We start from the raw sequence: 24,969 nt of genomic DNA on the forward strand, positions 1-24,969 counted from the left end.
CTAGGCCCTGCTTTTTTTTATGCTTATTTATTGTTAAACAGCACTATAAAAAAAAGGCAAAGTAAAAACTTTGCCTTTATCACTTGAGATCAAGAGATCTTAGTGGTGGTGACCGCCTGCGCCGTGTACGTGACCGTGGTCAAGCTCTTCTTGAGATGCTTCACGGATTTCAACGATTTCAACTTCGAAAGTTAAATCTTGGCCAGCTAGCGGGAAGTTAGCATCTACAACAACGTTGTCGCCTTCAACAGCTTTAACTGTAACGATTTGAACGCCGTCATCAGTTTGTGCTTGGAATTGCATGCCTGCTTGAATGTTATCAACGCCTTGGAACATTTGAGCAGGAACTTCTTGAACTAGTTCAGGGTTGTATTCGCCATAACCTTCAGCAGCAGGAACAGTTACTGTGAATTTTTCACCAACAGTTTTGCCTAGTAATGCATTTTCAAGGCCAGGGATGATGTTGCCTGCACCGTGCAAATATGCAAGTGGTTCACCTTGAGATTGGTCAAGAGTTTCACCTTCTGCATTAGTCAATGTGTAGTGGAATGAAACCACAAGGTTATTTGCAATAGCAGTCATGTTATTGATCCGTTCAATTTTTTAAGGGGTACATCATAAATTGAAAATGCAATTTTGTAGACCGATATTGTCAAAAAAATGCATTTTTTCATTTCTTCTGATGCTTTTTTCATTAATGGGGGCCATTTTGAATATTTCAATGCAATTTTATTTTTGGTGTAATTTTTCGTGTAACAAAATCTTTAGCTGTCAGCAGGCCTGCATGCGTGTAGCCGTAAATAGCTGCTTGGTGCATACGGTACAGCGATACGTACATGGATTTTGCAACAAAGCCCTGCACATTCACTTGGCCTAAAAGTTCACCGACTGCTTTATTTTTACTTAAGGAGACGAGTGAGCCCTTATCTGAAAATTCAAACATTGGCAGCTGTTTGCCTTTAATTCGGGCTTTCAGAGCTTCTGCAAGGAAAGCTGCCTGCTGGCTGGCAACTTGAGCTCTAGGGCCAAGTACAGGCTCATCTGCACGCGGCTGACAGTGGGCACAGTCGCCAAATGCAAAAATATTTGGATCTGATTTGGTCTGCAAAGTAGCATAAACGTCTAAGCGGCCCATACGGTCTTGGTTAAAGCCCTTAAGATTTGCAATGACCTCTGGCGCTTTAATGCCAGCAGCCCAGACTTTTATGGCTGCTGGAATACTGCTGCCGTCATTAAAGTAAATGCGTTCAGCATCGACTTTTTCTACGCGCTTGCCAGTGAGCACATCAATTTTCATGTGTGTCAGCTGCTTGTGCGCATGTTCAGCAATTTGTTCTGGCAAGGCTGGCAAAATACGCTCTGAACCTTCAATCAGTGTAATACTGACTTTTTTAGGGTGGATTTTATTGAGGCCATATTTATAAAAATTGATTTTGGCTTGTACCAGTTCTGCAGATAATTCGACACCAGTCGCGCCTGCGCCAATGATTGCAATATTCAGTTCGTGTTCTGCTGTTTGGTTTTGCGCATCTAAATATAAATGCAGCAGATCTTGCTGGAAAACTTCTGCTTGCTGCAGGCTGTCCAAATAGTGGCAGTATTCTTGTACGCCTGCTGTACCGAAGTCATTGGAGACCGATCCTACAGCTAAAACCAGCGTATCGTAATCGAGTAAAAGCGTTTGGCCTTCTGTGCCGTATTTTCCAGTTTGAACAGTGTGCAGCTGAACTTGTTTTGCCGCTGGCAGTACATCCACTAATTTTCCAAGCACGAATTCATAATGATGCTTAGCAGCATGAGCGTAGTAATTGGTCGCTTCGTCATTTGCATTCATGGTGCCGGCTGCAATTTCATGCAGCAGCGGTTTCCAGACATGATTGAGTTTTAAGTCTACAAGGGTGATTTGCGCTTTTTTAGTTTTGCCTAAAGTGCTGCCGAGCATTGTTGCCAGCTCTAAACCGCCGGCACCGCCGCCAACGATAATAATTTTGTGTAATGCTGAATGTTCTGTATTTAACGTCTGCGGCATTGCATGACCCATTTATTTTTATAACAAAAAGGAAGATAGCATATTGCATGCCATCTTCCGTTTTTGTTTGTATCTGCTGAGTGCGGCAGCTGTTTTTATTTAACTGGGTAGGTTTTTAGTTCGGCATCAGCAGAAAATAAGCCAAAAACACTTTTAATCCACATAAATAGTCGTTCAAAAATATTGGCTTCTTCAATGTTGACTTCATCTTCAATGTCAAAGCTGCGGATGAGCTGATCATTTTGATAAACATCAATAGTTGCAAGCTTAATCACTTGTGAAAGCGGCGCAGTGAGCAGCTTTTCATTGATTTTTACGTCTAGGCTGGTTTCTGTGTGCTGCAGCGGTTCAATGCTTTGCATCAAGCCGTTTCCTGTGTCCAGCATCATGCGCTGGTGCAATGGATCAAAAGCATTTAAGTCAAATTGAAAAGCTGGATCTGCCAGTGAGGCGGTAATCATTTGCGGCTGCTGAGTTTCGACTTTAAACATTTTTAAAGTGGATTTAACGACAGGCAGTTCTGCAATGAGCTGTTTGTCTTTTAGGACTTGTTCATTGCGGGTATATACATAACCGATATTCATTAGTTTATGTGCAATTTCAGCGCGTTTGAGAGCGCTTTTAGTGCCTAGCACAACGACGACTAAGCGGCGGTCCGGTTCATTGTAGCGGCCTGTAGGGCGGTTTGCTGTTAAGGCGAGATTGTAGCCGGCTGCTTTGGTAAAGCCAGTTTTCATCCCGTCTACGCTTGGGTCTTGTTTCAGCAGTACATTGGTTGCGCGGTGGAAGTGTTTATTGTAGCTAAAGCTTTGCTGTTTTGAATAATTTAAATAGTCTGGTGTTTCTTTGACTATTGCAGCGGCTAAGCGGGCAAGATCTGAGGCTGAAGAGTAGTGCTCTGGCATGGTAATACCCGGCGGATTTTCAAAATGAGTATCGTTCATACCGAGCGCTTTAGCTTCCAGATTCATACGTGCAACAAAATTTGGCACGCTGCCTGAAATTTTTTCAGCCAAACTGACTGCTGCATCATTGGCAGACATGATGACCAAGCCTGCAATGAGCTGATCAATTGAAATCTGTTCGCCTTCTTTTAAGTACATTTGAGACTCATCCCATTGTACTAATTTCACTACCGGTGTTGCTGTCAGAATTTCGTCTTTACGCAGTTTTCCAGCTTGGATTTCCTTCAGCGCAATATAAGCAACCATCATTTTTGTGAGGGATGCAGGAGCGCGGCGTACATGACTGTTATGTTCTGCAATAACTTGACCAGACTGAGGGTCTAAAATAGTCCAAGCCTCTGCCTCTACTGTTTCTGGCTTAATATCCAGCAGGGCAGCATTCACCATCGTGGAGCACAAAGCAATAAGTGCTGCGATCAGATATATCACGCGTTTCAATGAAGTTCCTTAGCCTTTCCTTAGGCAAATAAGCGATAAAAATTTTAGGCATGCTATGCCTTTTTTGAAGTGCTGGCTAGTGTTAATTGCAGACAAATAACACAGTTCGGCACTGTATGATTAAAAAAATGTTAAGCTAGCAATCAAGTTATCTATTTTAATTTTGTATTGCCCATTATGCTGCATTATCAAATCGAATTTGACGATTATCGTCAGCACCTCCTGCATGTCACAGTCCGCTTTTTAGCTGATCCAACACAAGTGCTTTCACTGCCGACTTGGATTCCGGGAAGCTATTTAATTCGTGAGTTTTCTAAGCATATCGAATCGGTGCGTGCCTATGATGAAGAAGGCCGTCTGCTGCAAATCCAGAAATTTGAAAAAAATAAATGGCGTTTATTCAACACAGATCATGAGCTGATTACGGTTGAATATGATGTCTATGCTTATGACTTATCTGTACGCGGCGCTTATGTAGATGAAAATCGTTTATATGTAAATCCAGCCTGTGCTTGTTTAGGTCTGGAAGGCCAAGAGCATAAAGCTGTTGAGGTGGAAATTTTCCTGCCGGATGAGTTAAAGCATTTCCAAATTGCGACTGGTTTAAAAACCCGCAGTTTAGTGAAGGGCCGTTTTACTTTAGAAGCGGCCAATTATGCTGAATTGATTGATGCGCCTTTTGAGCTTGCCGATCAGACCCGTTTTAGTTTTGAAGCAAATGGCATTGCGCATGAGTTTGTTGTTTCAGGCAAACATGCGATGAATGCAGCCCGCATGCAGCAGGACATTGAAAAAATTTGCAGTACAGAAATTTCAATGTTCGGTTCTGCGCCTTTTAAAGACTATACCTTTATGACCATTGCAACGGGCAATAGCTATGGCGGTTTAGAGCATCCAAACAGTACAAGTCTAATCACGCCGCGCGATGACTTGCCAAAGGCGGATGAACCCGCTGAACCTTCAGAAGAATATCAGCGCTTCTTAGGGCTGTGCAGTCATGAATATTTTCATTCATGGTTAGTGAAATTCATCCGTCCTGAAAACTTCGTAAATTATAATTTGAATAAAGAAGGCTACACCTCTTTATTATGGATTTTTGAAGGTTTCACATCATATTATGATGATTTGATTTTGCTGCGCAGCGGTGTCATTTCTCAAAGTTCATATATCAAACTGCTTAAAGCGCAAATTGACCGTTATTTACAAAATCCGGGCCGTTTTATTCAGTCTGTATCTGAGTCTAGTTTTGATGCATGGGTGAAATTCTACCGTCAGGATGAAAATTCAAATAATGCAGGTACGAGCTACTACAATAAAGGCTGTTTAGTCGCGCTGTGTTTAGACTTAGGTTTGCGTTTGCGCGGTTCAAGTTTAGATGCGCTGATGCGTAAGCTGTATGAAAATGCGCAAAATGGCATGCAAGTGCATGAGCGTACAATCGTAGAGCTTTGTAATGAACTGACTGGCGATAACTGGATTGAGCAAATTAACCATCTGATTAACACCACAGATGAGCTCCCATTAGACCAGCTGTTCCCTGAGTTTGGCTTAAGCTACACGCTGAAAAATGATCAGTCATTGCCATTTGGTTTAAAGCTTGCTGATAAGCCTGAAGGTGTTGCTGTCGTTTCTGCTCGCCGTGATAGTCTAGGTGTTCAAGCAGGCCTTTCAGCAAATGATGTGATTGTTGCGATTGATGGTTTAAAAGCGACGGCTAAACTGATTGAAAAATATGCGAAGCAAGAAGGTGTTTTCATTGTTCATGCTTTCCGCCGTGATGAGCTGATGACATTTGAAGTTCAGGCTGGCGGTTCAGACTTAACCGAAGTTGAGCTAAAAGTTGAAGATCAGGCTAAAGCTGAAAAGTGGCTGAATGCTTAATTTGCATAAGTTATAAAAGACGACGTAAAACCGATGCTTAGGCGTCGGTTTTTTATGTAAGAAATATTAGATGCACTTGATAGAAATCATAAAAAATTGGGGCAGCAATATGTGCAGAAGAGCTTATTGGGTTAAATGAGCTATTAATTTTTGCTGGTTTTTATGATGAAGGAAATGATTTTCGTCAAATCAAATGATATTTTACTTTAAGCTAAATTTTTGATAAAAACGCAGCTGTAAATGTTAGCCTAAGCTTTAAGAGGCGTCTAGAGCAATGCGAAAGCCTGTGTTAAAATGCGCCAAAAAATAAATAAGGAAAAATAACAATGTCTAAAGCTTTAATTACTCTTGGTGCGAAAACGACGCATGGCGGTATTGTTGCTGAAGTTGAGAGTTCATTTTTGATTAATGGCATAGCCGTACATTTAAATGGCATGAAGCACTTTTGTCCTAAATGTAAGGCGGTTGTTGCTGCAATTGCAACGGATATGAGCACCACAGTGAAAGGCCGGGCCATTATCCGCGCTGGAGATCAAACAACTTGCGGAGCATCTTTTCTGCCGCAGCAGCAGTTGGCAGTTTCTGCAAAGTAAATTATTTTTCACTCCCGAACAAAATATGCTTGATGTTTTAAGCGGTAATTCGGTCAGGGAGTGAGGGAAGGCTCAGCGGATCTTAGCTTCATCCAAGTGACGCGCACCTTCCAAAATCATGCGAATCATCAGCATAGTTTGTTCAGCAACTTCTGTACGCTCAGCTGCAGGCATATCAATCACTTTAGCGCCCATATTAAACACCAGCTGCGTAATGGCTTTGGCTGCAATTTCTGGGTGAGCTAATTTGCTGTTATTCAGTTTTTCCAGTAAGACAAGGTCTTCTTTAAGTTCCTGCTGAAAAAAGTTTAGCTGACGCTCAACGGCTTGTTTGTAGGAAATTGAACCCGTATAGCCCTCACGAAGCAGCAGGCTTAGGTTGCCTGTGTCGGCATTCAGCTGTTCAATAAACACTTCTACAGAGCTGCGGATAATGCTGTTTTGTTTAGATGCTTTCAGACGCGCTTCATGCAAAATTTGACGCAAAACAACACCAGCACGGTCAATGAGTTCAATTGCCAATTCATCAATATCTTTAAAATGACGGTAAAAGCTGTTTGGCGCAATGCCAGCTTCACGTGCAACTTCACGCAAGCTCAAAGAGGCAATACTTTTTTGCGGGCCAATCAGATTTAACGCGGCCTGAAATAATTCTTCTTTTGTAATTGTGGCTTTACGGCCTACAGTGCGCACTGAGCTAACTGTTTCAAGGGGAGTTTGTTCTTGGAGCATAGAGCCTATATTCGCTTTCAATTCAGACCTTAGAGCCATCATGTTAGATGTATAGAAACGATAACACATTATCAGAAAGGCTTATAGTGTTTGGTGAGGAATGATTTAAGCACGAGTGTATATACAAATATATATACATGTGTATAATAAATACAAACTCTATGAGATGTATATGACCATGCATGTGCTGACTAAAGTAAAACAGCCCTTCAATTTCTTCACTGAAAGTGTGATTGACCTTGATGCTGTCAATTTTTGGCTGCAGAAAATCAACCCGCTTTGGTCAAGCAATAAAGCATTGGGCAAAATTGTTCAAAAGGATATTGCTGCTGATGATATGGTCAGCGTGATGATTCAGATCAACCGTAATTTTAAATTTGGACAGGCAGGGCAGCATCATCCAGTTTTTGTTGCAGTGAACGGCATCCGCTATGAACGTACATATAGTTTGACCCGTTTAAATGCGCAGCATGTCTTGCTGACAGTGAAAAAAGTGAATGCGGGCATTGTCAGCACATGGTTTTCAGAACAGGCTGAAGTAGGACAGTTGGTTGAGTTTGGTCTGCCGTATGGTGAAATGACCGTGCCCAAAACCGCTTCGCCTCTTGTACTTTTGGCAGCGGGCAGCGGTATTACGCCAATGCTGAGCCTGATTAAAGAAATGAGTAAAACACAGCAATTAAAAGAACAGCCTGTGAAGCTCATGTATTGGGTGAAAAATAAGAGCGATGCTGCTTTTCTAGCGCGCTTTGAAAACATCGCATCGCATTATGCAAACTTCAGTTTTCACGTATTTTATACCCAAGCTTTGCCAGCGGACGCACGTGTGAATGCGTCACATGCGGCCTTGGTCACAGATCTTGCAAACAGTATTGTTTATGCATGCGGTCCGTCAGGTTTTACAGCCGCTGCAGAAGAGCATTTTGCTGCTGCTCAAAATGTGCAGACAGAAGCATTCAGTATGAGCGCATTGGTTAATGATGATATTGGCTTTGTTAATGTGACTTTGCTGCAAACCAATAAAGTTGTCTCTATTCCTAAAGGTGTCCCAATTTTAGCGGCGCTGGAACAGCAGAATATTAAGCCTAAGCATGGCTGCCGTATGGGGATATGCAACAAATGCGCATGCAATAAAGCAGAAGGCGCAACAAAAAATTTAGTCAATGGCGCACAAAATACAGAGCGGGGCAACTTGCTGAAACTCTGTGTGAGCTCGGCTCAGACTGATCTTGTGATTGATTTATAAGGTAGGACCATTTTTATGAATATGCCTGTAAAAATTGAATATTTTAAGAACCCGAAAAACAGTGAATTAACACAAAGCCAGCTGGATGAACTGGCGCGTGAGCTGGATGCAATTAAACAAGAAGTGCTGGATGATATTGGTGAGAAAGATGCCGAATACATCCGCCGTGTTTATGCAGCTGTCCGTTATTCATCATTGGCTGGCCGCGCTTTATTATTTGCAGGCTGGTTCCCGCCAGCATGGCTGCTGGGCACAGGGCTATTAGGCTTTTCCAAAATTATGGAAAATATGGAGCTTGGCCACAATGTCATGCATGGTCAGTATGACTGGATGAATGATCCAAAATTCAATGGTCAGACCTATGAGTGGGATATTGTCGGGACTTCAGACAACTGGCGTCAGACACATAACTTTAAGCACCATACTTATACCAATATTAAAGGGCTGGATGATGACATTGGCTATGGTCTTGTCCGTTTGTTCCCAGAGCAGCGCTGGAAGCCCGGCTATTTGCTGCAGCCGATTTACAGTATTCCATTTTGTCTGCTGTTCCAGTGGGGCGTTGCAATTCAAAATTTGGAATTGGGTAAATACTTCAAAGGCCGCAAGAGCAAAGAGCAAACCCAAGAAGAATGGCGTCCGATGCAGCGTAAAATCTCTAAACAGCTGTTTAAAGATTATGTGTTCTTTCCGCTGATTGCAGGTCCTGCCGCGCTGCCTGTTCTGACGGGCAATCTGGTTGCAAACGGGATCCGTAATATTTGGACCTTCAGTATTATTTTCTGCGGCCATTTCACTAAAGATGTGGAAGTGTTTCCAAAGTCAGTACTGCAAAATGAAAGCCGCGGCCATTGGTATATGCGTCAAATTCGCGGTTCTTCGAACTTAACGGGTTCAGAGGCTTTTCATATTTTGACAGGCCATTTAAGCCATCAAATTGAGCATCATTTATATCCGGATGTACCAGCGCGCCGTTACCGTAAAATGGCGCCAAAAGTTCAGGCTGTGTGTGAAAAATATGGCTTGAACTATAATAATGCCAGTTTAGTCAAACAGTACGGCAGTGTAATTAAGCGTATTGTGAAATATGCATTTCCATTTAAAAAGTAAATTGAAAAGCCCTGCATATGCAGGGCTTTTGTTCGGATACTAAAAACCTCTCATTTGAGAATCTAAGAGTTATGCAGATAAGCTTTGTGCTAAGGCGGGCAGGTTTTTATCCTCACCAACCATATAGCGGTGATCGGCTAAATCCAGCATAGCAAGATCTTCATGGCTGTTGCCATAGGCATAAACACTGTCAAAATCATGCAAATTATACTTTTCTAAAATACGAGACCGTTTTTGTTCGCCGCTGCAGTCAGCAGTGATATAAGATCCTGTCATTTTACTGTTCTTGATTTCAACTTCTGAGCAAATCAAATCAATGCCTAAGAGGCTGCAAACGGGCTTTAAATAGAGGTCCACCGAGGCTGAAACCAGCGCCACTTGATGGCCAAGCTGCTGATGCTGCTGCATCTGCTGCAGCAAGTCTGGATTTAAATACTGCATCAGCTCTTGTGCATACGCATTTGCCAGTTCATGGATATCTGCGGCATCAGTATTTTTAAACATTGCACTGTACAATTTGGGGCGCATAGCGTGGGCAGGATATACATTTAAGTAGTAGCCCTGAATCCACGGTAAAATTTTTAAGCCTTGACGCACAATATGGCGCTTAGATAATGAGTAAAAAATGAACCCAGTGAAGCTGTCTTTGCTGCAAAGTGTTCCGTCAAAATCAAATAAAGCTAGATTTTTAAATGCTTGATTCGGGTCATGCATGTTTGATAGCGTCCATTTACTCGCGAGGCGAACCAATTGGTATTGTAGTCACGGCTGAGTTTCGGCCCTGAAATCACAACTTCCGGCATCATGGCGTAAAATGGCTTTTTACCAGTTTTTTCTTGGTATAGCTTGCTTACAGCACGATAGGTAGCAGTATCCTCAAAGTTTAATTCTTTTTCCTTTTTCAAATCTGAACGGATTTGCTTCGGTGTGAGAATGACGTTGTGATCAGAAAATACTTTTAAGATTTCCTGTTCAGATGAACTCTTTGCCGCTATAGGCGAGTTATCTTTTTTGTAAAGCAGCAAATCGCCGTCCAGATCTAAATCAGCGCCTGAAATGCTGTTAAGCATGCTTTGGAATGCGGCATTTCGGCTCGAATATTTTCCAGAGTTATAATCTGCAAAACGGTAAAGCGGTTTGTCATAGTCAGCGGGATACATCATCAGACGGTGAATGCCATAGTATAGGCCGCCGTACTGTGAATACATATCTGTACGCAGGTCAGCCATGCTGCCGCCTTGACGTTTATGATCTTTGGCATAGCTGAGCAGTACCTGCATTGATCCCAATGTTGTAATCGGGTTCAGCTTTTCACTGATGTCCTGACCTAACAGCTTTGCCGTGCCTGTTAAGGCGCTGACATGATAATGCTTTGCCATATAGTCAAAGATTTCACGATAAAGTTCATCCAGCTGGCGTTCGGTTTTCACACGGCCCATTTGGCTTAAGTAATTGTCTTCAGGACTTGGCTGATTTTTTAAAACTTCTTGAAAATAACCTGCAATTACACCGCCAATATTGTCACCCAATTTGGCTTTGAATTTTTCTTCCAGCTGGTCTTGCACCTCTTTGACAGCTTTAGCGCCTAAGCCTGCCACTTGCGGATCTGCATGAAAGTTGGACTCTTGATCTACTACAGCCACAATCGTACAGACATTTTCCTTGGTTTGAGGAATGCCGAGCTGCTCAGTAATGTCATAAATATCTTTAGCCCATGAGCTGCGGTCATTGACGCGGCTAGGAATGGCTTTGCGGATGTGTTCGGCATCTAGAGTCGGTTCATCATCTTTAGACCACCATGAGCCATTGCCGCAGGCGCTTAAGCCGATAGAAACTGCTAAAACAGAAAGCGTTTTTACACAAGCAGAGTAAGCAAAAGATTTTTTCATATTGACGTAGACATGTTCCCAAACTAGAGGCCAAAGAGGCTGACGCAGTATACTATGATCATTCTTCATCCGCTGAAAAATTATCTGAATGACTGTGGTGAGCGCTGCTTAAACTGCCTTGCCAAAACTGCAGTATCGGCAGATTATTGCTTTAAAAGCTGCGCATAATATTGAAAATAACATAACCATTTTCAGCTGCATAGCGCCATGAAAAGCGCAATTTTAAGACCAGCGCTAAGTAGGGAATAGGTGAGCCTTTTCCAGCTGGCTATTGGCTTATATGGTGATAGATATTAAATTTTCCAGTGCTGCCAGCCGCTGTTTTTAAGAACTGGCATTGGATGGCTGCATCTGTTTCATTGGCGCTGCTGTATTTTACTTCAGGCGGGAGGAACTGGAGATTTTGGACAGAAAGCTTTAGACTTGCGTCTGCAAAAGCTTTTTTAGGCAAAGCAGCATTATTTTGAACTGTAACGCCGTCTTGAATATGATCTCATTCTTAATCGGTCTATATATATGGCTTTAGCTATACTGAGGTCTAAATCGCTTTCGGCTTTTGCGTTTTATTGGGTAAAATTGGAAAAATTTAATGGCGCAGCATACAGTAATTCAAGAATTGTTTGATAAACCACTCAGTAAAAAACTGTGGGTTGCGCCAATGGCGGGTGTAACAGACCGTCCGTTTCGAACGTTGTGCAAGTACTTTGGTGCGGGTCATGCGGTCAGTGAAATGATGACTGCAGACAAAACGCTGCGCATGAGTAAAAAAAGTTTATACCGTGCAAATTTTGATGGCGAAATTGCTCCGATTTCCGCACAAATTGCTGGTTCAGACCCTCTGGAACTTGCAGAAGCTGCGCGCTACCAAGTTGCAAATGGCGCTCAAATTGTCGATATCAACATGGGCTGCCCTGCGAAAAAAGTTTGCAATAAATTGGCTGGTTCTGCCTTGCTGAAAGATGAAGATTTGGTTGCTCGAATTTTGGATGAGGTCGTTGCGGCTGTGGACGTGCCCGTAACATTGAAAACCCGTCTAGGTTTTTTAAATGGCCATGAAAATATTATGCGTGTTGCAAAACGTGCAGAGGAAGCGGGTATTGCTGCTTTAGCGCTGCATGGACGTACACGTGAAGATATGTATTTAAATACGGCTCGCTATAGTTTAATTCGCGAAGTCAAAAACCTGATTAATATTCCTGTAATTGCAAACGGGGATATTGATAGTCCAGAAAAAGCCAAATATGTATTGGACTATACAGGCGCAGATGCTGTGATGATTGGGCGTGCAGCTCAAGGCCGTCCGTGGATTTTTCGTGAAATTGCGCATTATTTAGAAACGGGTGAACACTTGGCAGCGCCTGAGATTGAAGAAGTGAAAACTGTGTTATTGGGACATTTGGCTGAACTGTATGAGTTTTATGGTGAATATTCTGGCTGCAGGATTTCACGTAAACATATTGCTTGGTATACCAAAGGTTTGCGTTCAAGCAACGAGTTCCGCCAAAATATGTATAAAGAAGATTCTACCGCAGCGCAATTTAAAGTTGTAGAAGCATACTTTAATGAGCTGCTTGCACATGGAGAGATTATGAGTGATGTGCAGGCCGAGGCTGTGAATTTACTTGAAGTCTAATATGGTTTAAGCGCTGTACTAAAAAAGCCCTATGTAATTTTGCATAGGGCTTTTTTTTATGATGCTTAAGACGATGGCAAGCTGTTTGCACTGTTTGCATCAGGTGCAGCTGTATTTTGCTGTTCTGCTGAATGCGGAACATTTGTTTGCTGTGAGTGATCTTTGCTATCCAGTGTTACTCCAAGCAATACTAAAACTAAAAGCGCAACCGCCATACAATTCCCCAATTTTAATTTTTGTTTAATGTTTACTTGTTTAAACATGATATTACATAAAATTACAATGTGGAATATTAGACAAAAAATAAAAATCAGAGGAATTGCATCGGTATGCAGTATTATTTATGTGATTTAGGTTGTATCTTATGAGTCTAAATCTTGGAGCATTTCCAAAACAAGCTGGTTAATAAGATCAGCTGCTTCCAAAGCGCGAATTTGCATCACATTGCTGCCTGCCCAAAATGCGCCAAAACCGTGATCTTGATTTTTGGCTGCAAGCGCGTGCAATTGTTTACCCATGTCATAAGCATATGGATAAGCTGGAACGCTTGGACGTGCTGGCAAATCTACTGCTATATGCCATTGGTTAATTAAACCGCGAGCAGGCCGTCCTGAAATACTGTCAGTAATTTGTGTCACTGGCTGCTGGAATAAGGCTTGACGGTATGCCTCATTTGCATTGGAACTTTTACATTGCACAAATGCTGTTCCAAGCTGTACTGCATCTGCACCTAAATCTAAGAGCTGTTTTGCCTGATGGCCATTCATAATGCCGCCAGCAGCAACGATTGGAAGATGACAATGCTGTTTCAGCAGCTTTACCAAGTCTGCAGTCAAGAGCGCGCTGTCCAAATGCTGATTGAATATACCGCGGTGTCCGCCTGCTTCTATTCCTTGAGCAATAATAATATCAATACCGGCAGCTTCGATAGCTTTTGCTTCTGCAAGGCTGGTTGCCGTGACCATGGTAACAATATTGGCATTTTTTAACGCTTGAATTTGATGTGCATGCGGAATGCCGAAATGAAAGCTGACAGCTTTAGGCTTTGTTTCTAGCACCAGCTGCAGGAAATCATCCTGATCTAAAAAACTTGGGTAAATGCAATTTAGAGCAGCAGGCGGCTCAGCACCATATTTTTCAAACTGAGGTTTTAAATATTGAGCCCATTGCGCTGTAATGCCGTTATTTAGGCTAGAGCTTTGATGGCAAAAAAAGTTGAGATGAATAGGCTGATCAGTTAAATTTTGAGTTTGCAAAATTTGTTCGCGGGCAGCACTGACGCTGCTGGCGCCTAAGCCTAAAGAACCTAAACCGCCTTGATTGGACACTTCAGCAGCAAGCTGCGGAGTTGATACGCCAGCCATGGGTGCTAGAAAAATAGGGTGCTTAATGCCTAAGCGCTCAAGTAATTGCATGTGTATTTTCTCCTTTTTTCTTTCGTTTTTGACTGGATGGTATGATTCAGAGATATCCTTTGCTGATATAAGTCCGCATATTTCGAACATAAGCCAGTATATATATCATTTTGAAAATACCATCATTTTTTATCATACGCATGTAATTGGCATAGCAAAAGCTTTTACTTTGGCTTAAAACTTTTAACGGCGATTTTTTTATGCATAATGGAGCGAAAATTTGTATTGTGTTGGGTTTGAAATGAAGCCATTCATGGCAGCCGCTTTAATTGGCAGTATTTTTTTAGTTGGATGTGTTGAAGATAATACGCCTGCGCAAGCATTAAATCCTGAGTTGTATAGTGTTCAAAATGCTTCACAATTACAGCAAAAAATAGCAGATTTAAATGTAAAGCTTGCTGATGACTATATGCAAATGAAGCAGATGTATGGTTATGCATTTTCCAATACATTTGCTTTAAATGCGGATGATTTGAAAACGCTTAATGCTCAGGCAGTAAGTGCGACAGCATTGAAGCCAGTGAAAGAACATTATTGCTCGATGATGAACGGTTATTTTAATGAATTATACCGTTATGGGCATTTCAATCAGAATTTGATGGATGATGTGGTTCTGAATAATGCATCGGCTGTTGGTTTGGCTGATCATTTTAAAAATGCTGCGTCTTTTTATCAATTTGTGATGGAAGAACACAGTACATACAAACAAGCGCAGCAGCTGATGGGGTTTGGCTGTAATTTACGCGGTGCTTTAAGCCCAGTCTAAGCGAAAGTGACGGCGCTAAATAGGCGCTGTATTGAAGAATGAGCCGATCCAGCTGGAAAATAGCATGGCAGCAATGCCCCAAAGCGTTACACGTAAACTGCCTTTGAGCACAGATGTACCTGCCGCATAGCTGGATAATGCACCGAGCAGCACAAGTGACAATACACCGACAATGGCGACAGCAGCTTCAATATTGTGTTCTGAGCTAAGCAAGATAGCCAGCATTGGCAGTAATGCGCCGGAAGAGAATGCTAAGGCAGAGGAAATGGCTGCTTGTACGGGTTTGGCTGCTGTGTTGTCATGTATACCTATTTCATCTCGTGCATGCGCTGCTAATGCATCATGCGCGGTGAGTTGAACTGCAACATCATGAGCCAGTTCAGGGCTTAGCCCGCGGGTTATATAAATTTGTGTTAATTCTTTTAATTCAGCCTCAGGCTGATGCTTCAAGGCTTTGTGTTCCATTGCCAAGTCAGCTTTTTCTATATCTTCTTGTGATTTGACTGAAATGTATTCGCCAGCAGCCATAGATACAGCGCCAGAGATCAAGCCCGCTACACAGGTAATGAGGAGGGTTTGAGATGAAGCGCCGCTGGCTGCCAGTCCCATAATTAAGCTAGTCACTGAGATAATGCCGTCATTGGCGCCTAAAACAGAGGCCCGAAGCCAGCCAGTACGATGAATATAATGATGTTCTGAGTGGTGTGCAGAAGGCATGTATTAACTCAAGTTGCTGTTATTTTAATGGAATTATAGCTGATGAAGGCTTTAAATATAATAACAGTTCAAATTTAAAAAGCCCTCATTTTGAGGGCTTTTTAAATCAGTTATTGCTGAGCTTTTTCTTTCACATCAGCTGCGCCTTGTTCAATTGCGCCTGCAGCCGCTGCAGTTGCATCTTTAGCAGCTTCTTTAGCATCGTGCGCTGCTGCTTCAGCATGGTCAGCGGCATTATCTGCAGCTGTAGCCGTTGCAGTTGCTGCATCATCTACTGCAGCAGCAGTTGCTGTCGCTGCATCAGATGTCGCAGCCGCAATATCATGGCCTGCTTGGTCCGCAGCATTTTCTAAGTGTTCGCCTGTGGTTGCGCCCGTTTCAGGCGCTTTGTCTTTATTACAGCCAACCAGCGCAACAGTTGCAGCTAAACCTAGAGCAATAAGTAATTTATTCATTGTGTTCATCCTTTTGTTGTTATACCCGTAGCAAGGGTTGGCTCAATATTAGCTGAAAATACGATCAAAAAAAGAGCTAAAATTGTTGATTAAGTGTAATTTTTATCAAACCCTATTGAAGGATGAGATGGAAAAGCCAGCTTTATTTGTACAGGTTTATTGAGCTAAGAAATCTTCAATTGAATTTGCGGCAAGGGAGATAAAGTCACTGTATTCATGGCGCCGCAAGTATATTTCTTCACTTAATTGCAAACTCTCTTCAGCCCGCATTAATAAATAATCACCCGTATGATTGTATGCAATAGCAATGCTATTTTCGGGAAAGCCTTCGATTTCACGTATGGTTTTATTTTCGGCAATCAGATGATTCATTGTACGTTTTGTTCTTTTCACATCGCTGGTGTCTTGGAAGGAAAAAAGCCACCATGGTTCTATATCATCGCCATCTTCATATTCATCAGAAAAGCTGATGCCAAATTCACCGCCATTTTCAATTTGCATTTTGGCTTTATATTTTTTAGGAAACGTAAATCCTAACTGCTGTTCAGCTGCGGTAATAAATTTTTCATCTAATGGAAAGGGCATAATTTTTTTCTTGATTTATAAGTGATGCACTTATGTTTATGCTATGGGTTAATTATAGTCAAGATAATCAATTGGAAATATTTAGGCTATAAAAAAGCCTGCAGTGAATGCAGGCTTTTTTATAAGGACTTAATCTGTAAAGATTAAAGGCCAGCAGCAGCTTTAAGCGCTTCCGCTTTGTCTGTTTTTTCCCATGTAAATGCAGTGTCTGAACCTTCACGGCCGAAGTGACCATAAGATGCAGTTTGCTGATACATTGGCTGGATCAAATCAAGCATGCGAGTGATGCCGTACGGACGCAAGTCAAAGTGTTCACGTACAAGGGCAATAATCAAATCTTCAGAAACTTTCGCAGTGTTGAAAGTATTGATAGAAATAGAAGTTGGTTCTGCAACACCAATTGCATAAGACACTTGAATTTCACATTTGTCAGCCAAACCGGCAGCCACAATGTTTTTAGCAACATAACGGCCTGCATAAGCAGCAGAACGGTCAACTTTTGATGGATCTTTACCAGAGAACGCGCCGCCGCCGTGACGAGCCATACCGCCGTATGTGTCTACAATAATTTTACGGCCTGTTAAACCGCAGTCACCTACAGGGCCGCCAATAACGAACATGCCTGTTGGGTTAATGTGGAATTTAGTTCCTGCATGGAACATATCAGCAGGAATCACTTTCTTCACGATTTCCTCAATTACAGCTTCTTTAAGCTGAGCTTGAGTAATTTTTGGGTCGTGCTGCGTTGAAAGTACAACTGCGTCTAAGCGAACTGGCTTGCCATTTTCATAAGCAAATGTCACTTGGCTTTTTGCATCCGGACGTAACCAAGCCAATTTTCCTTGTTTACGCAGTTCAGCTTGTTTTTCCATTAAGCGATGCGCATATGAAATAGGTGCTGGCATGAGCACATCAGTTTCACGGCTTGCATAACCAAACATTAAGCCTTGGTCGCCCGCACCTTGATCTTCAGGTTTTTGACGGTCAACACCCTGAGCAATTTCAGGAGACTGTTTACCGATCATGTTGATCACGGCACATGTTGAACCGTCAAAGCCAAGATCTGAATGGTGGTACCCAATGCCATTTACGGTGTTGCGAACAATCGCTTCAAAGTCAACATTTGCAGTTGTTGTGATTTCACCGGCAAGTACAACCGCACCCGTTTTTACAAGCGTTTCACAAGCAACCCGTGCATATGGGTCTTCTTTTAAGATTGCATCCAAAATAGCATCACTGATTTGGTCAGCCATTTTATCCGGATGGCCTTCGCTTACAGATTCCGAGGTAAATACAGCGTACTCGCGCATAAGTCCTATCACAGTTAAATTTAAAGACGCAACATGTTACATCGAGAAAGCGTTTAGGACTAGCTCAACATGACCAAATTGGATGAAATTAATTCATTTCAATGACTTTTTAATTGATATAAGCATCTAAAAAATTGATATGGCGCACTTATATCTTAATTTAACTTTTAGAATGAGATCAAACGGAGTGTTTTCTGATGGGTATGTTCAAAAATATAATTTCATCGTGATAGGCTTAATTGGGGTTTTAAGTTGATAAATTATAAGAAAAAAACGTTAATAAGCCTTTTAAGGCTTACTTATCTGTTCTGTGAATGCTGTGAACTGCGGCACTATGACAGTAGGCGGCAGCTTCTCATTTAATTTATAAAATAAAACATGTTAAGCACGGGCTTTACAGTTCAGTATACAAATGACTGATTTTGATATTGCGCAGAATGAGGAAGCCTAATGAAACTATTAGGCTTTACCGTCTATTGAAATGATGATGGGCAGAGCAATTATTGGTATTTGGACTGCAATTGCCGCGCTCTTTCCGTATAAAACGCCATTGTATGTAAAATAATCGACACGTGTAAGCTTGAAATTGAGCAATAAGCATCCAAAATATAAGGGGGGCAGGAATAATTCGTGAAAATTTGCCCGTGAGGCTTTACCCCTTCTGCTTTTTTTAAGACAATATAGATATCTTTGAATTCTATTCATCTTACTCTATTAAACCATTTGTTTGGACGCTAACTTATGACGACCCCACTTAATGAACGCCGTATTGCAAATGCAATACGTGTATTGGCAATGGATGCTGTGCAGAAAGCTAATTCAGGCCATCCAGGCGCGCCAATGGGGATGGCAGATATTGCTGATGTCGTTTGGCGTGAATTTTTAAGCCATAACCCAACGAATCCAAACTGGGCGAACCGTGACCGTTTTGTATTGTCTAACGGGCATGGTTCAATGCTTCAATACGCACTTCTTCATTTGACAGGCTATGATCTTTCAATTGAAGATTTAAAAGCATTCCGCCAATTGCATTCTAAAACTCCGGGTCACCCAGAGCTTGGCTATGCACCTGGTATCGAAACAACGACTGGTCCTTTAGGTCAAGGTATTGCCAATGCTGTTGGTTTTGCACTTGCTGAAAAAACTTTAGCAGCGCAATTCAACAAAGAAGACATTTCAGTTGTGGATCATTTCACTTACTGCTTCCTAGGTGACGGCTGTTTAATGGAAGGTGTTTCACATGAAGCATGTTCATTGGCAGGCACTCTAGGCCTAGGTAAACTTGTTGCTTACTATGACGACAACGGCATTTCAATTGACGGTGAAGTAGAAGGCTGGTTCTCTGATGACACAGAACAGCGTTTCTTAGCTTATGGCTGGCAAGTACTTAAAGTTGATGGTCACGATGCTGATGCATTACGTGCAGCAACACTTGAAGCAAAAGCTGAAACTAAAAAGCCAACAATCATTATTTGTAAAACGATTATTGGTTTAGGTTCGCCAAACAAACAAGGTAAAGAAGATTGCCATGGTGCACCGCTGGGTAATGACGAAATTGCTTTGACTCGTGAAGCGCTAGGCTGGACTGAAGGTCCATTCGAAATTCCTGCTGACGTTTATGCAGCTTGGGATGCAAAAGCAAAAGGTACTGAAGCTGAACAGGCTTGGAACGAAACTTTTGCAGCCTATGCAGCCAAATATCCAACTGAAGCTGCGGAACTTAAACGCCGTATTTCTGGTGATTTGCCTGCTGATTTCGCTGCTGCTGCTGATGCTTACATCGCAAAAGTAAATGCAAAAGCTGAAACTATTGCAACGCGTAAAGCAAGTCAAAATGCAATTCAAGCGTTTGCGCCATTACTTCCTGAAATTTTAGGCGGTTCTGCTGACTTGGCGGGTTCTAACCTGACACTTTGGAAAGGTGCAGAAGGTGTTCAAGACAACGCTGCGGGCAACTACGTACACTACGGCGTGCGTGAATTCGGTATGACTGCAATTGCTAACGGCGTTGCGCTTCACGGCGGTTTCATTCCTTACGTAGCAACATTCTTAATGTTTATGGAATATGCGCGTAATGCAGTGCGTATGTCTGCATTGATGAAGCAGCGTGTCATTCACGTTTATACACACGATTCTATCGGTCTTGGTGAAGATGGCCCTACGCATCAGCCAATCGAGCAAATTGCTTCTTTACGCGGTACGCCAAACTTAAACACTTGGCGTCCATGTGACACTGTAGAAGCAGCAATTTCTTGGAAATCTGCACTTTTACGTTCAGAAGGCCCAACAGCATTAATCTTCTCTCGTCAAAACTTGCCATTCCAAACACGCACGGCTGCTCAAATTGAGAATGCCGCGAAAGGCGGTTATGTGCTTGCTGAAGAAAAAGGCGAATTAAAAGCAATCATCATTGCAACAGGCTCTGAAGTTTCACTTGCAATGGATGCTTATGCACAGCTTGAAGGCGTGCGTGTTGTTTCTATGCCGTGTGCTGAAGAATTCGTGAAGCAAGATGCTGCTTACCGTGAAGCGGTTCTTCCATCAAACATCCGCGCACGTGTAGCAGTTGAAGCGGCTCACGTAGACTACTGGTGGAAGTTTGTAGGTTTAGACGGCCGTGTTGTTGGCATGACAACTTATGGCGAATCTGCTCCTGCGAAAGACTTGTATCAGCACTTCGGTATTACTGCTGAAGCTGTAGTTGCTGCGGTTAAAGAAATCACTGCTTAATTTAGACATTAAACAGTCTTAAAAGGCGCCTCATCATAGGGGCGTCTTTTATTTTTATGAAATATGTACCGCACATCGTAAATATGATGAGTGTAATTGAGGTGATGTCATGAGTTTATATGATCAAATTAATGATGAAATTGTACTAATGGATGCTGGTGAGCAGAAATGGATTGGTGCTGATTTGCCATTAGAAGCAATGGTTGCTGTTGAATTGCTGCTGCAGGATTTGGCAGAAGACAAGCAGATTAAAGTTCGCCGTAAAAACCATGAAAAGCAAACAGGTATGAAGTTAGTTGACCGAATTTTGGTAGAAAAACTATAAATTTGACTGATGCATACTTTTGTATAAAAGCTTTGCTGGCGGTATTCAGTAAAGCTTTTTTTATGCCTATGCGTTATCTTACGAGTTCAAATAGATAAAAACAGTGATATTCGTGAGGACTTTAGATATAAAAATACTGCCATTAAATCAGATTCATAAGCAAGATTGACTGGCCCTGTGGCAGGGCTATCAGCAGTTTTACCAAGCGCAGCTGTCAGAGCGTATTTCAGACCAGACGTGGCTAAAGCTGACAGATGAGCAATGTACTCATATGTACGGCTTTGCGGCATTAATAAATGGTAAGGCCGCTGGTATTGTACATGTGATTGAGCATGACAGCTGCTGGAGTATTCAGCCTTATGCTTATTTGCAAGACTTATATACAGATGAGCTATATCGTGGACAGGGGATTGCCCGAAAGCTGATTGAGCAAGTGCATTTATATACTCAGGAACGGTCATGTGATCGCGTGTATTGGCTGACTCAGCAAGATAATGCGACTGCACAGCGGCTCTACGATCAAATCGCCAAAAAGACAGGTTTTATTCAATACCGTATTTAATCAAAAAGCCCTTGATGAAAAGGGCTTTTTGATTAGAGGTACACCGCTGCTGGCTTAAGAGTTTTCTGAAACTTTAAAGTTTTTAGCAGGATCTGCGTCTTGCTGAATTGTCCATTCACCTGCAACACGGAAAGATGCGGCTGAAGCATAAGTGTCTTCCATAAACTGGAAGTAAGTAATTAAGCCATTTTTAACTGTTGCTTTAATGGAAAAGGGTGATGTAAAAGTGCATTTTGCATGTACTGAGGTATAGGTAAATTGACCAAATACGGCAACGGTTTCACCTTCAGATAAGATATCAGAGATTTGGAAATCGTCTACATTCCAATATGTGCCCACCTTAGAAAAGGTATCCACATACACATCACGGCCTACAGCCGTGCCGCACCATGGTTCAATTTGCTTCAATTCTGGGTTGCTAAAGTTGAGTGAACTATAAGCTGCATCTTCAGCGACTAATTTTTCTGCTGCGTTTGCGACCAGTGCTTTATTTGTATTGTATAAAAAAGCAAGCACAACATCTTTAGGCTGTTTGGTTTGTAATGCTTTTTCGATTGCCTTTAAGTGATCTGACATAGTATTTCAACTTTTTATCAATATGATGAATTTATTCTATACATGATAAATGAGGGATAAAGAGCGGATAGTAATCAACAGTATCCTAAGAACAGGAAAATATACTTTCTTGTAAATTCATTTTTATTTTAAATTTATGGTTTTTCTAGCTTTGGCAGACTGCTGGAAATGGGTCATATTTTTAAAGACAGCACTTAGCTATACATTATTTATCTTGAAAGAGTGTGCTTCGAAATATACTCAGCCGCTTGTTTGACAAGATGAAAAGGGCTGTGGAATTGAGCAGATCAAATTAAAGTTGGCTGTTACAAATGTATCGTTCTAAAGCTGCAACAAATCGTTTTATCTTTAACAGTGAAATTTACGTAAAACAGTTTAGACTGAACCTTATTAGAAATGGTGAGATAAAAAATGAACTTTAAAGCATTAGTGATTGGTTTGGCTGCAGTATCGGTTTCAGCAGCAGTTTTGGCTAAACCGACAGCATATCAAATTGACCCTACGCATACAGCGACTGTATTTACTTGGAACCACTTCGGTTTTTCTACACCGTCAGCAAATTTCAGTGATATTCAGGGCACAATCAATGTTGATAATGCAAAACCCGAGGCATCTTCAGTAAATGTTACGATTCCGCTTTCAAGCTTAAATACAAACGTGAAAGCTTTGGATGATCATTTAAAAGCTGCAGATTTCTTTGACGCTGCCAAATACCCGAATATTACTTTTAAAAGTACGAAAGTTCAGGCTTTAGGCCAGAACAAATACAAAATTACAGGCAATTTGACGGTTAAAGACGTGACTAAGCCTGTGGTGCTGGATGCTGTTCTGAATAAGCAAGGCGAGCACCCTATGACTAAAGCTCAGTCCATTGGCTTTAATGCGACGACTTCTTTTGACCGTTCTGCATTTGGCGTAGGTGCGTATGTGCCGAATGTAGGAGATAAGATCACTGTCAATATTACAACTGAAGCCAGTGTTTCTTCTTCTAAGTAATTAAATCAATAGTTTGCGCTGATTGGTCATCCTTTCAGCGCAATGTTCTATCTCTTATGCTGTGCTTGAAAGTCAGTATTTTGACTGCATTTGCGATCAAACAATTAAGATCTGCTGATATTGCCGTGTAAAAAATAATTAATATAGGTCTAAGCGTCTACTTCATTCTCTGCCGTTTTGAGATTTTTCTCCTAAATAATTTAAGTTTATTGATCAGAAAGACTCAGATGTCATGCTCTGCAAAAATGCAGCTCAATTAAAATTTTATATGAATTTATGAAGTGAAAGCTTGCAGCTTTCACTTGAATATTTAGAGGCTATTTTTTTAAACTCATGAAGTCTTTATAATTTTAAAGTAGTTTTTGTGTAAAAATATGTGATATTTCCAGTTTTGAATAATAACATTGCCATTTTGTAAAAAATGAAACGATATTATGAATAATTTTCAAATTTTGAGTGAATCATTAGATAACGCTGAATTGTTAAAAAAATTACATCATGCTATTGACGAATCTCGCCTTCCAATTATTTCAAAAGATGATCTAAATGATCAAACAATTGAAATTGAGAAGTATTTTAAGGGGGATGAATTCAGTAATCTGCATGCAAAAAAGAAGTTGGCAAATATAGGAACTGGGCTTTTAGCTCTTCCTGTTTTAATTTACTGCTTATTTCTTTTTGGAAGCCGCTTTGCAAATAATTTTGGATTTAACATTAATGCAGCAGAATTTAATCATTCCTTATTAATGTGGGTCATAAACTACTTGTGGGTTGTTATCATTTATGCTTTGGGGTTTATTGGGCTGGTTGCATATTTCTATAAGTTAAATAAGCAAACTAATGAGAAAATGTACTCAATAGCTAACAAGCTATTTACGATGCTGAATTAAAAAACTTCTTCAAACCACCAAAAGGCGGTTTTTCTATTGGATAGGCTATGGATGAAAAAAGATTATGTTTAGAAAACTCTAAAATACCTATTTTATATCATCCTGATCATGAAGTTTTAAATAGCTAGAGGGGGCTGCTTAGGATTGGTTGGCAGATTGTTTCTGCGCACAGGGGGCAGTTGCTTGAAGGTCATTGAGTTATTTTCATTGTAGCTGCCGCTTGCTGCGTCATTTCCTTCACTGTTTCCCAAACAGAGGCTTGCATATGCTAGGGCTGCAGATCATAGCCTGCTCAGTGATGCACCTTATTGGCGTTTATGTCTGCAAGCTTAAAATATTTATCAGCAAGCGCTTTTTTATGAGTGGCTTAATCGCGGTTTAAAATTAGCAAGCAGCCGAAACTGATAAAAATCCCGCCAGTGATCCCGTCAATTTTTTTACTGAATTTCTGATATGCTGCGGTAATTTTAGGTGCAGAAAACAAAAAAGCGACAGCTGCGAACCAAAGCAGGCTTTCAGTAAAGACCAGCAGCAGTAAGGTGCTTTGCTGCATCAGGTTAGCATCGGTATTAATTGCAATTGCAAACACACTGCTGAAATAAACCAGCGCTTTCGGGTTCGCCATATTTGTGAAAAAGCCCTGCATCAGTAATTTTTTTCGAGATTTTTCAATTGGCATAGCAGGGTTTTGAGCATCGAAGGCTGCATTTTTGCTTAGGGCAGACTGGAATAGCTGAACGCCTAAATAACATAAATATAGGCCGCCGCAGACCATGAGCACCTGCTGCAGCCATGCAATTTTTTGAAATAGAAAATGCAGGCCGCTCATTGCGCATATTGACCAAAGCAAAATGCTGCATGATATGCCTAGGGCTGCGCTTAGAGCATGTGATCTAGATTGACGTATGGCGCTTTGAGTGACAAAAAAGAAATCCGGGCCAGGGGAAACCAAAGCAAAAAAATGAATTATTGCGATACTAATCAGGGCAGTCATGGATGGCTGTATAAAATTGTTTTTTAATATTGGATGAAATATAACACATAACGATTAAACACATTTAAAAATCAGAAATGCTGTAATGGTTTATAAATGTGTTTTTTATCAGTGTATTAAGTTAGCTTGATG

At 41.4% G+C, this 24,969-nt stretch carries 25 protein-coding genes; 11 read left to right on the top strand and 14 right to left on the bottom strand.

Translation table 11 applies throughout. The annotated features are described in order from the left end of the window. Positions 1-99 precede the first annotated feature (99 nt). The 3 genes from slyD to D7V32_RS09425 all read right to left on the bottom strand — a co-directional run bounded on the left by slyD (position 100) and on the right by D7V32_RS09425 (position 3,432). Positions 100-582 carry a peptidylprolyl isomerase gene (gene slyD, locus D7V32_RS09415; RefSeq protein WP_120402631.1) on the bottom strand — a complete coding sequence of 161 codons (483 nt, stop codon included), beginning with the start codon at positions 580-582 and terminating at the stop codon, positions 100-102. A gap of 136 nt (positions 583-718) precedes the next feature. Further along, positions 719-2,029, bottom strand: a complete 1,311-nt coding sequence (locus tag D7V32_RS09420; RefSeq protein ID WP_120402654.1) for an NAD(P)/FAD-dependent oxidoreductase — start codon at positions 2,027-2,029, stop codon at positions 719-721. A 95-nt stretch (positions 2,030-2,124) separates the two neighbouring features. Beyond that, the gene (locus tag D7V32_RS09425) at positions 2,125-3,432 is read right to left on the bottom strand and encodes a D-alanyl-D-alanine carboxypeptidase family protein (protein ID WP_120402632.1); all 1,308 of its coding nucleotides are present in this window, start codon (positions 3,430-3,432) and stop codon (positions 2,125-2,127) included. Between the two features lie 177 nt (positions 3,433-3,609). On the opposite strand from D7V32_RS09425, the gene D7V32_RS09430 reads away from it, so the two are divergent. Together D7V32_RS09430 and D7V32_RS09435 are read left to right on the top strand one after the other, a co-directional pair. Beyond that, positions 3,610-5,313, top strand: coding sequence for a M61 family metallopeptidase (locus tag D7V32_RS09430; RefSeq protein WP_120402633.1), 1,704 nt, complete (start codon positions 3,610-3,612; stop codon positions 5,311-5,313). Between the two features lie 326 nt (positions 5,314-5,639). Then, positions 5,640-5,906, top strand: a complete 267-nt coding sequence (locus D7V32_RS09435) for a PAAR domain-containing protein (RefSeq protein WP_120402634.1) — start codon at positions 5,640-5,642, stop codon at positions 5,904-5,906. Positions 5,907-5,978: 72 nt separating this feature from the next. Here the strand turns inward: D7V32_RS09435 and fabR are convergent, their stop codons facing one another. Continuing rightward, complete coding sequence (gene fabR, locus D7V32_RS09440; RefSeq protein WP_120402635.1) at positions 5,979-6,638, bottom strand: HTH-type transcriptional repressor FabR; 660 nt, start codon at positions 6,636-6,638, stop codon at positions 5,979-5,981. A 178-nt stretch (positions 6,639-6,816) separates the two neighbouring features. Between fabR and D7V32_RS09445 the strand changes: the two genes are divergently transcribed. Then, positions 6,817-7,884, top strand: a complete 1,068-nt coding sequence (locus D7V32_RS09445; protein WP_120402655.1) for a flavin reductase family protein — start codon at positions 6,817-6,819, stop codon at positions 7,882-7,884. 15 nt (positions 7,885-7,899) lie between these two features. Next, positions 7,900-8,994 carry a fatty acid desaturase family protein gene (locus tag D7V32_RS09450; protein WP_120402636.1) on the top strand — a complete coding sequence of 365 codons (1,095 nt, stop codon included), beginning with the start codon at positions 7,900-7,902 and terminating at the stop codon, positions 8,992-8,994. 69 nt (positions 8,995-9,063) lie between these two features. Here D7V32_RS09450 and D7V32_RS09455 read toward each other — a convergent pair whose 3' ends face one another. Both D7V32_RS09455 and D7V32_RS09460 read right to left on the bottom strand, forming a co-directional pair. Next, positions 9,064-9,708 carry an HAD family hydrolase gene (locus D7V32_RS09455; RefSeq protein ID WP_120402637.1) on the bottom strand — a complete coding sequence of 215 codons (645 nt, stop codon included), beginning with the start codon at positions 9,706-9,708 and terminating at the stop codon, positions 9,064-9,066. Further along, complete coding sequence (locus tag D7V32_RS09460; RefSeq protein WP_120402638.1) at positions 9,675-10,883, bottom strand: DUF1615 family protein; 1,209 nt, start codon at positions 10,881-10,883, stop codon at positions 9,675-9,677. The genes D7V32_RS09455 and D7V32_RS09460 overlap by 34 nt, the downstream gene beginning before the upstream one ends. 589 nt (positions 10,884-11,472) lie before the next feature. Here D7V32_RS09460 and dusB point away from each other — a divergent pair. Further along, the gene (dusB, locus tag D7V32_RS09465) at positions 11,473-12,516 is read left to right on the top strand and encodes a tRNA dihydrouridine synthase DusB (protein WP_120402639.1); all 1,044 of its coding nucleotides are present in this window, start codon (positions 11,473-11,475) and stop codon (positions 12,514-12,516) included. Between the two features lie 65 nt (positions 12,517-12,581). Here the strand turns inward: dusB and D7V32_RS17290 are convergent, their stop codons facing one another. Together D7V32_RS17290 and D7V32_RS09470 are read right to left on the bottom strand one after the other, a co-directional pair. Continuing rightward, on the bottom strand, positions 12,582-12,731 hold the full coding sequence (locus D7V32_RS17290; protein WP_171407630.1) for a hypothetical protein: 150 nt from the start codon (positions 12,729-12,731) through the stop codon (positions 12,582-12,584). A 147-nt stretch (positions 12,732-12,878) separates the two neighbouring features. Further along, on the bottom strand, positions 12,879-14,021 hold the full coding sequence (locus D7V32_RS09470; RefSeq protein WP_120402640.1) for an NAD(P)H-dependent flavin oxidoreductase: 1,143 nt from the start codon (positions 14,019-14,021) through the stop codon (positions 12,879-12,881). Between the two features lie 163 nt (positions 14,022-14,184). Between D7V32_RS09470 and D7V32_RS09475 the strand changes: the two genes are divergently transcribed. Next, positions 14,185-14,697 (top strand): hypothetical protein, encoded by a 513-nt coding sequence (locus tag D7V32_RS09475; RefSeq protein WP_147394216.1) that lies wholly within the window; start codon positions 14,185-14,187, stop codon positions 14,695-14,697. A 15-nt stretch (positions 14,698-14,712) separates the two neighbouring features. On the opposite strand, the gene D7V32_RS09480 is transcribed toward D7V32_RS09475, so the two are convergent. The 4 genes from D7V32_RS09480 to metK all read right to left on the bottom strand — a co-directional run bounded on the left by D7V32_RS09480 (position 14,713) and on the right by metK (position 17,764). Next, positions 14,713-15,414, bottom strand: a complete 702-nt coding sequence (locus D7V32_RS09480) for a VIT1/CCC1 transporter family protein (RefSeq protein ID WP_120402642.1) — start codon at positions 15,412-15,414, stop codon at positions 14,713-14,715. 110 nt (positions 15,415-15,524) lie between these two features. After that, positions 15,525-15,869, bottom strand: coding sequence for a hypothetical protein (locus tag D7V32_RS09485; protein WP_120402643.1), 345 nt, complete (start codon positions 15,867-15,869; stop codon positions 15,525-15,527). 156 nt (positions 15,870-16,025) lie between these two features. Continuing rightward, complete coding sequence (locus D7V32_RS09490; protein ID WP_120402644.1) at positions 16,026-16,454, bottom strand: SMI1/KNR4 family protein; 429 nt, start codon at positions 16,452-16,454, stop codon at positions 16,026-16,028. Positions 16,455-16,597: 143 nt separating this feature from the next. Then, on the bottom strand, positions 16,598-17,764 hold the full coding sequence (gene metK, locus D7V32_RS09495; protein WP_120402645.1) for a methionine adenosyltransferase: 1,167 nt from the start codon (positions 17,762-17,764) through the stop codon (positions 16,598-16,600). A gap of 741 nt (positions 17,765-18,505) precedes the next feature. On the opposite strand from metK, the gene tkt reads away from it, so the two are divergent. From tkt to D7V32_RS09510, 3 genes are all read left to right on the top strand, one after another. Next, positions 18,506-20,494, top strand: coding sequence for a transketolase (gene tkt / locus D7V32_RS09500; protein ID WP_120402646.1), 1,989 nt, complete (start codon positions 18,506-18,508; stop codon positions 20,492-20,494). 109 nt (positions 20,495-20,603) lie between these two features. Then, complete coding sequence (locus D7V32_RS09505; protein ID WP_120402647.1) at positions 20,604-20,819, top strand: hypothetical protein; 216 nt, start codon at positions 20,604-20,606, stop codon at positions 20,817-20,819. Between the two features lie 169 nt (positions 20,820-20,988). Further along, positions 20,989-21,381: a GNAT family N-acetyltransferase gene (locus tag D7V32_RS09510; protein ID WP_120402648.1), complete on the top strand. Its 393-nt coding sequence runs from the start codon at positions 20,989-20,991 to the stop codon at positions 21,379-21,381. A 54-nt stretch (positions 21,382-21,435) separates the two neighbouring features. On the opposite strand, the gene D7V32_RS17565 is transcribed toward D7V32_RS09510, so the two are convergent. Next, positions 21,436-21,957 (bottom strand): nuclear transport factor 2 family protein, encoded by a 522-nt coding sequence (locus D7V32_RS17565; RefSeq protein ID WP_171407631.1) that lies wholly within the window; start codon positions 21,955-21,957, stop codon positions 21,436-21,438. Between the two features lie 411 nt (positions 21,958-22,368). Between D7V32_RS17565 and D7V32_RS09525 the strand changes: the two genes are divergently transcribed. Beyond that, positions 22,369-22,953, top strand: a complete 585-nt coding sequence (locus D7V32_RS09525; protein WP_120402649.1) for a YceI family protein — start codon at positions 22,369-22,371, stop codon at positions 22,951-22,953. 434 nt (positions 22,954-23,387) lie between these two features. Continuing rightward, positions 23,388-23,843, top strand: coding sequence for a DUF6097 family protein (locus D7V32_RS09530; protein ID WP_120402650.1), 456 nt, complete (start codon positions 23,388-23,390; stop codon positions 23,841-23,843). A 367-nt stretch (positions 23,844-24,210) separates the two neighbouring features. On the opposite strand, the gene D7V32_RS09535 is transcribed toward D7V32_RS09530, so the two are convergent. Beyond that, entirely contained in the window at positions 24,211-24,837 is a 627-nt protein-coding gene (locus D7V32_RS09535; RefSeq protein ID WP_120402651.1) for a LysE family transporter, read from the bottom strand. Positions 24,838-24,969: the final 132 nt, after the last annotated feature.

The sequence above is a fragment of the Acinetobacter tianfuensis genome, from assembly GCF_003611465.1.
Lineage (GTDB): Bacteria > Pseudomonadota > Gammaproteobacteria > Pseudomonadales > Moraxellaceae > Acinetobacter > Acinetobacter tianfuensis.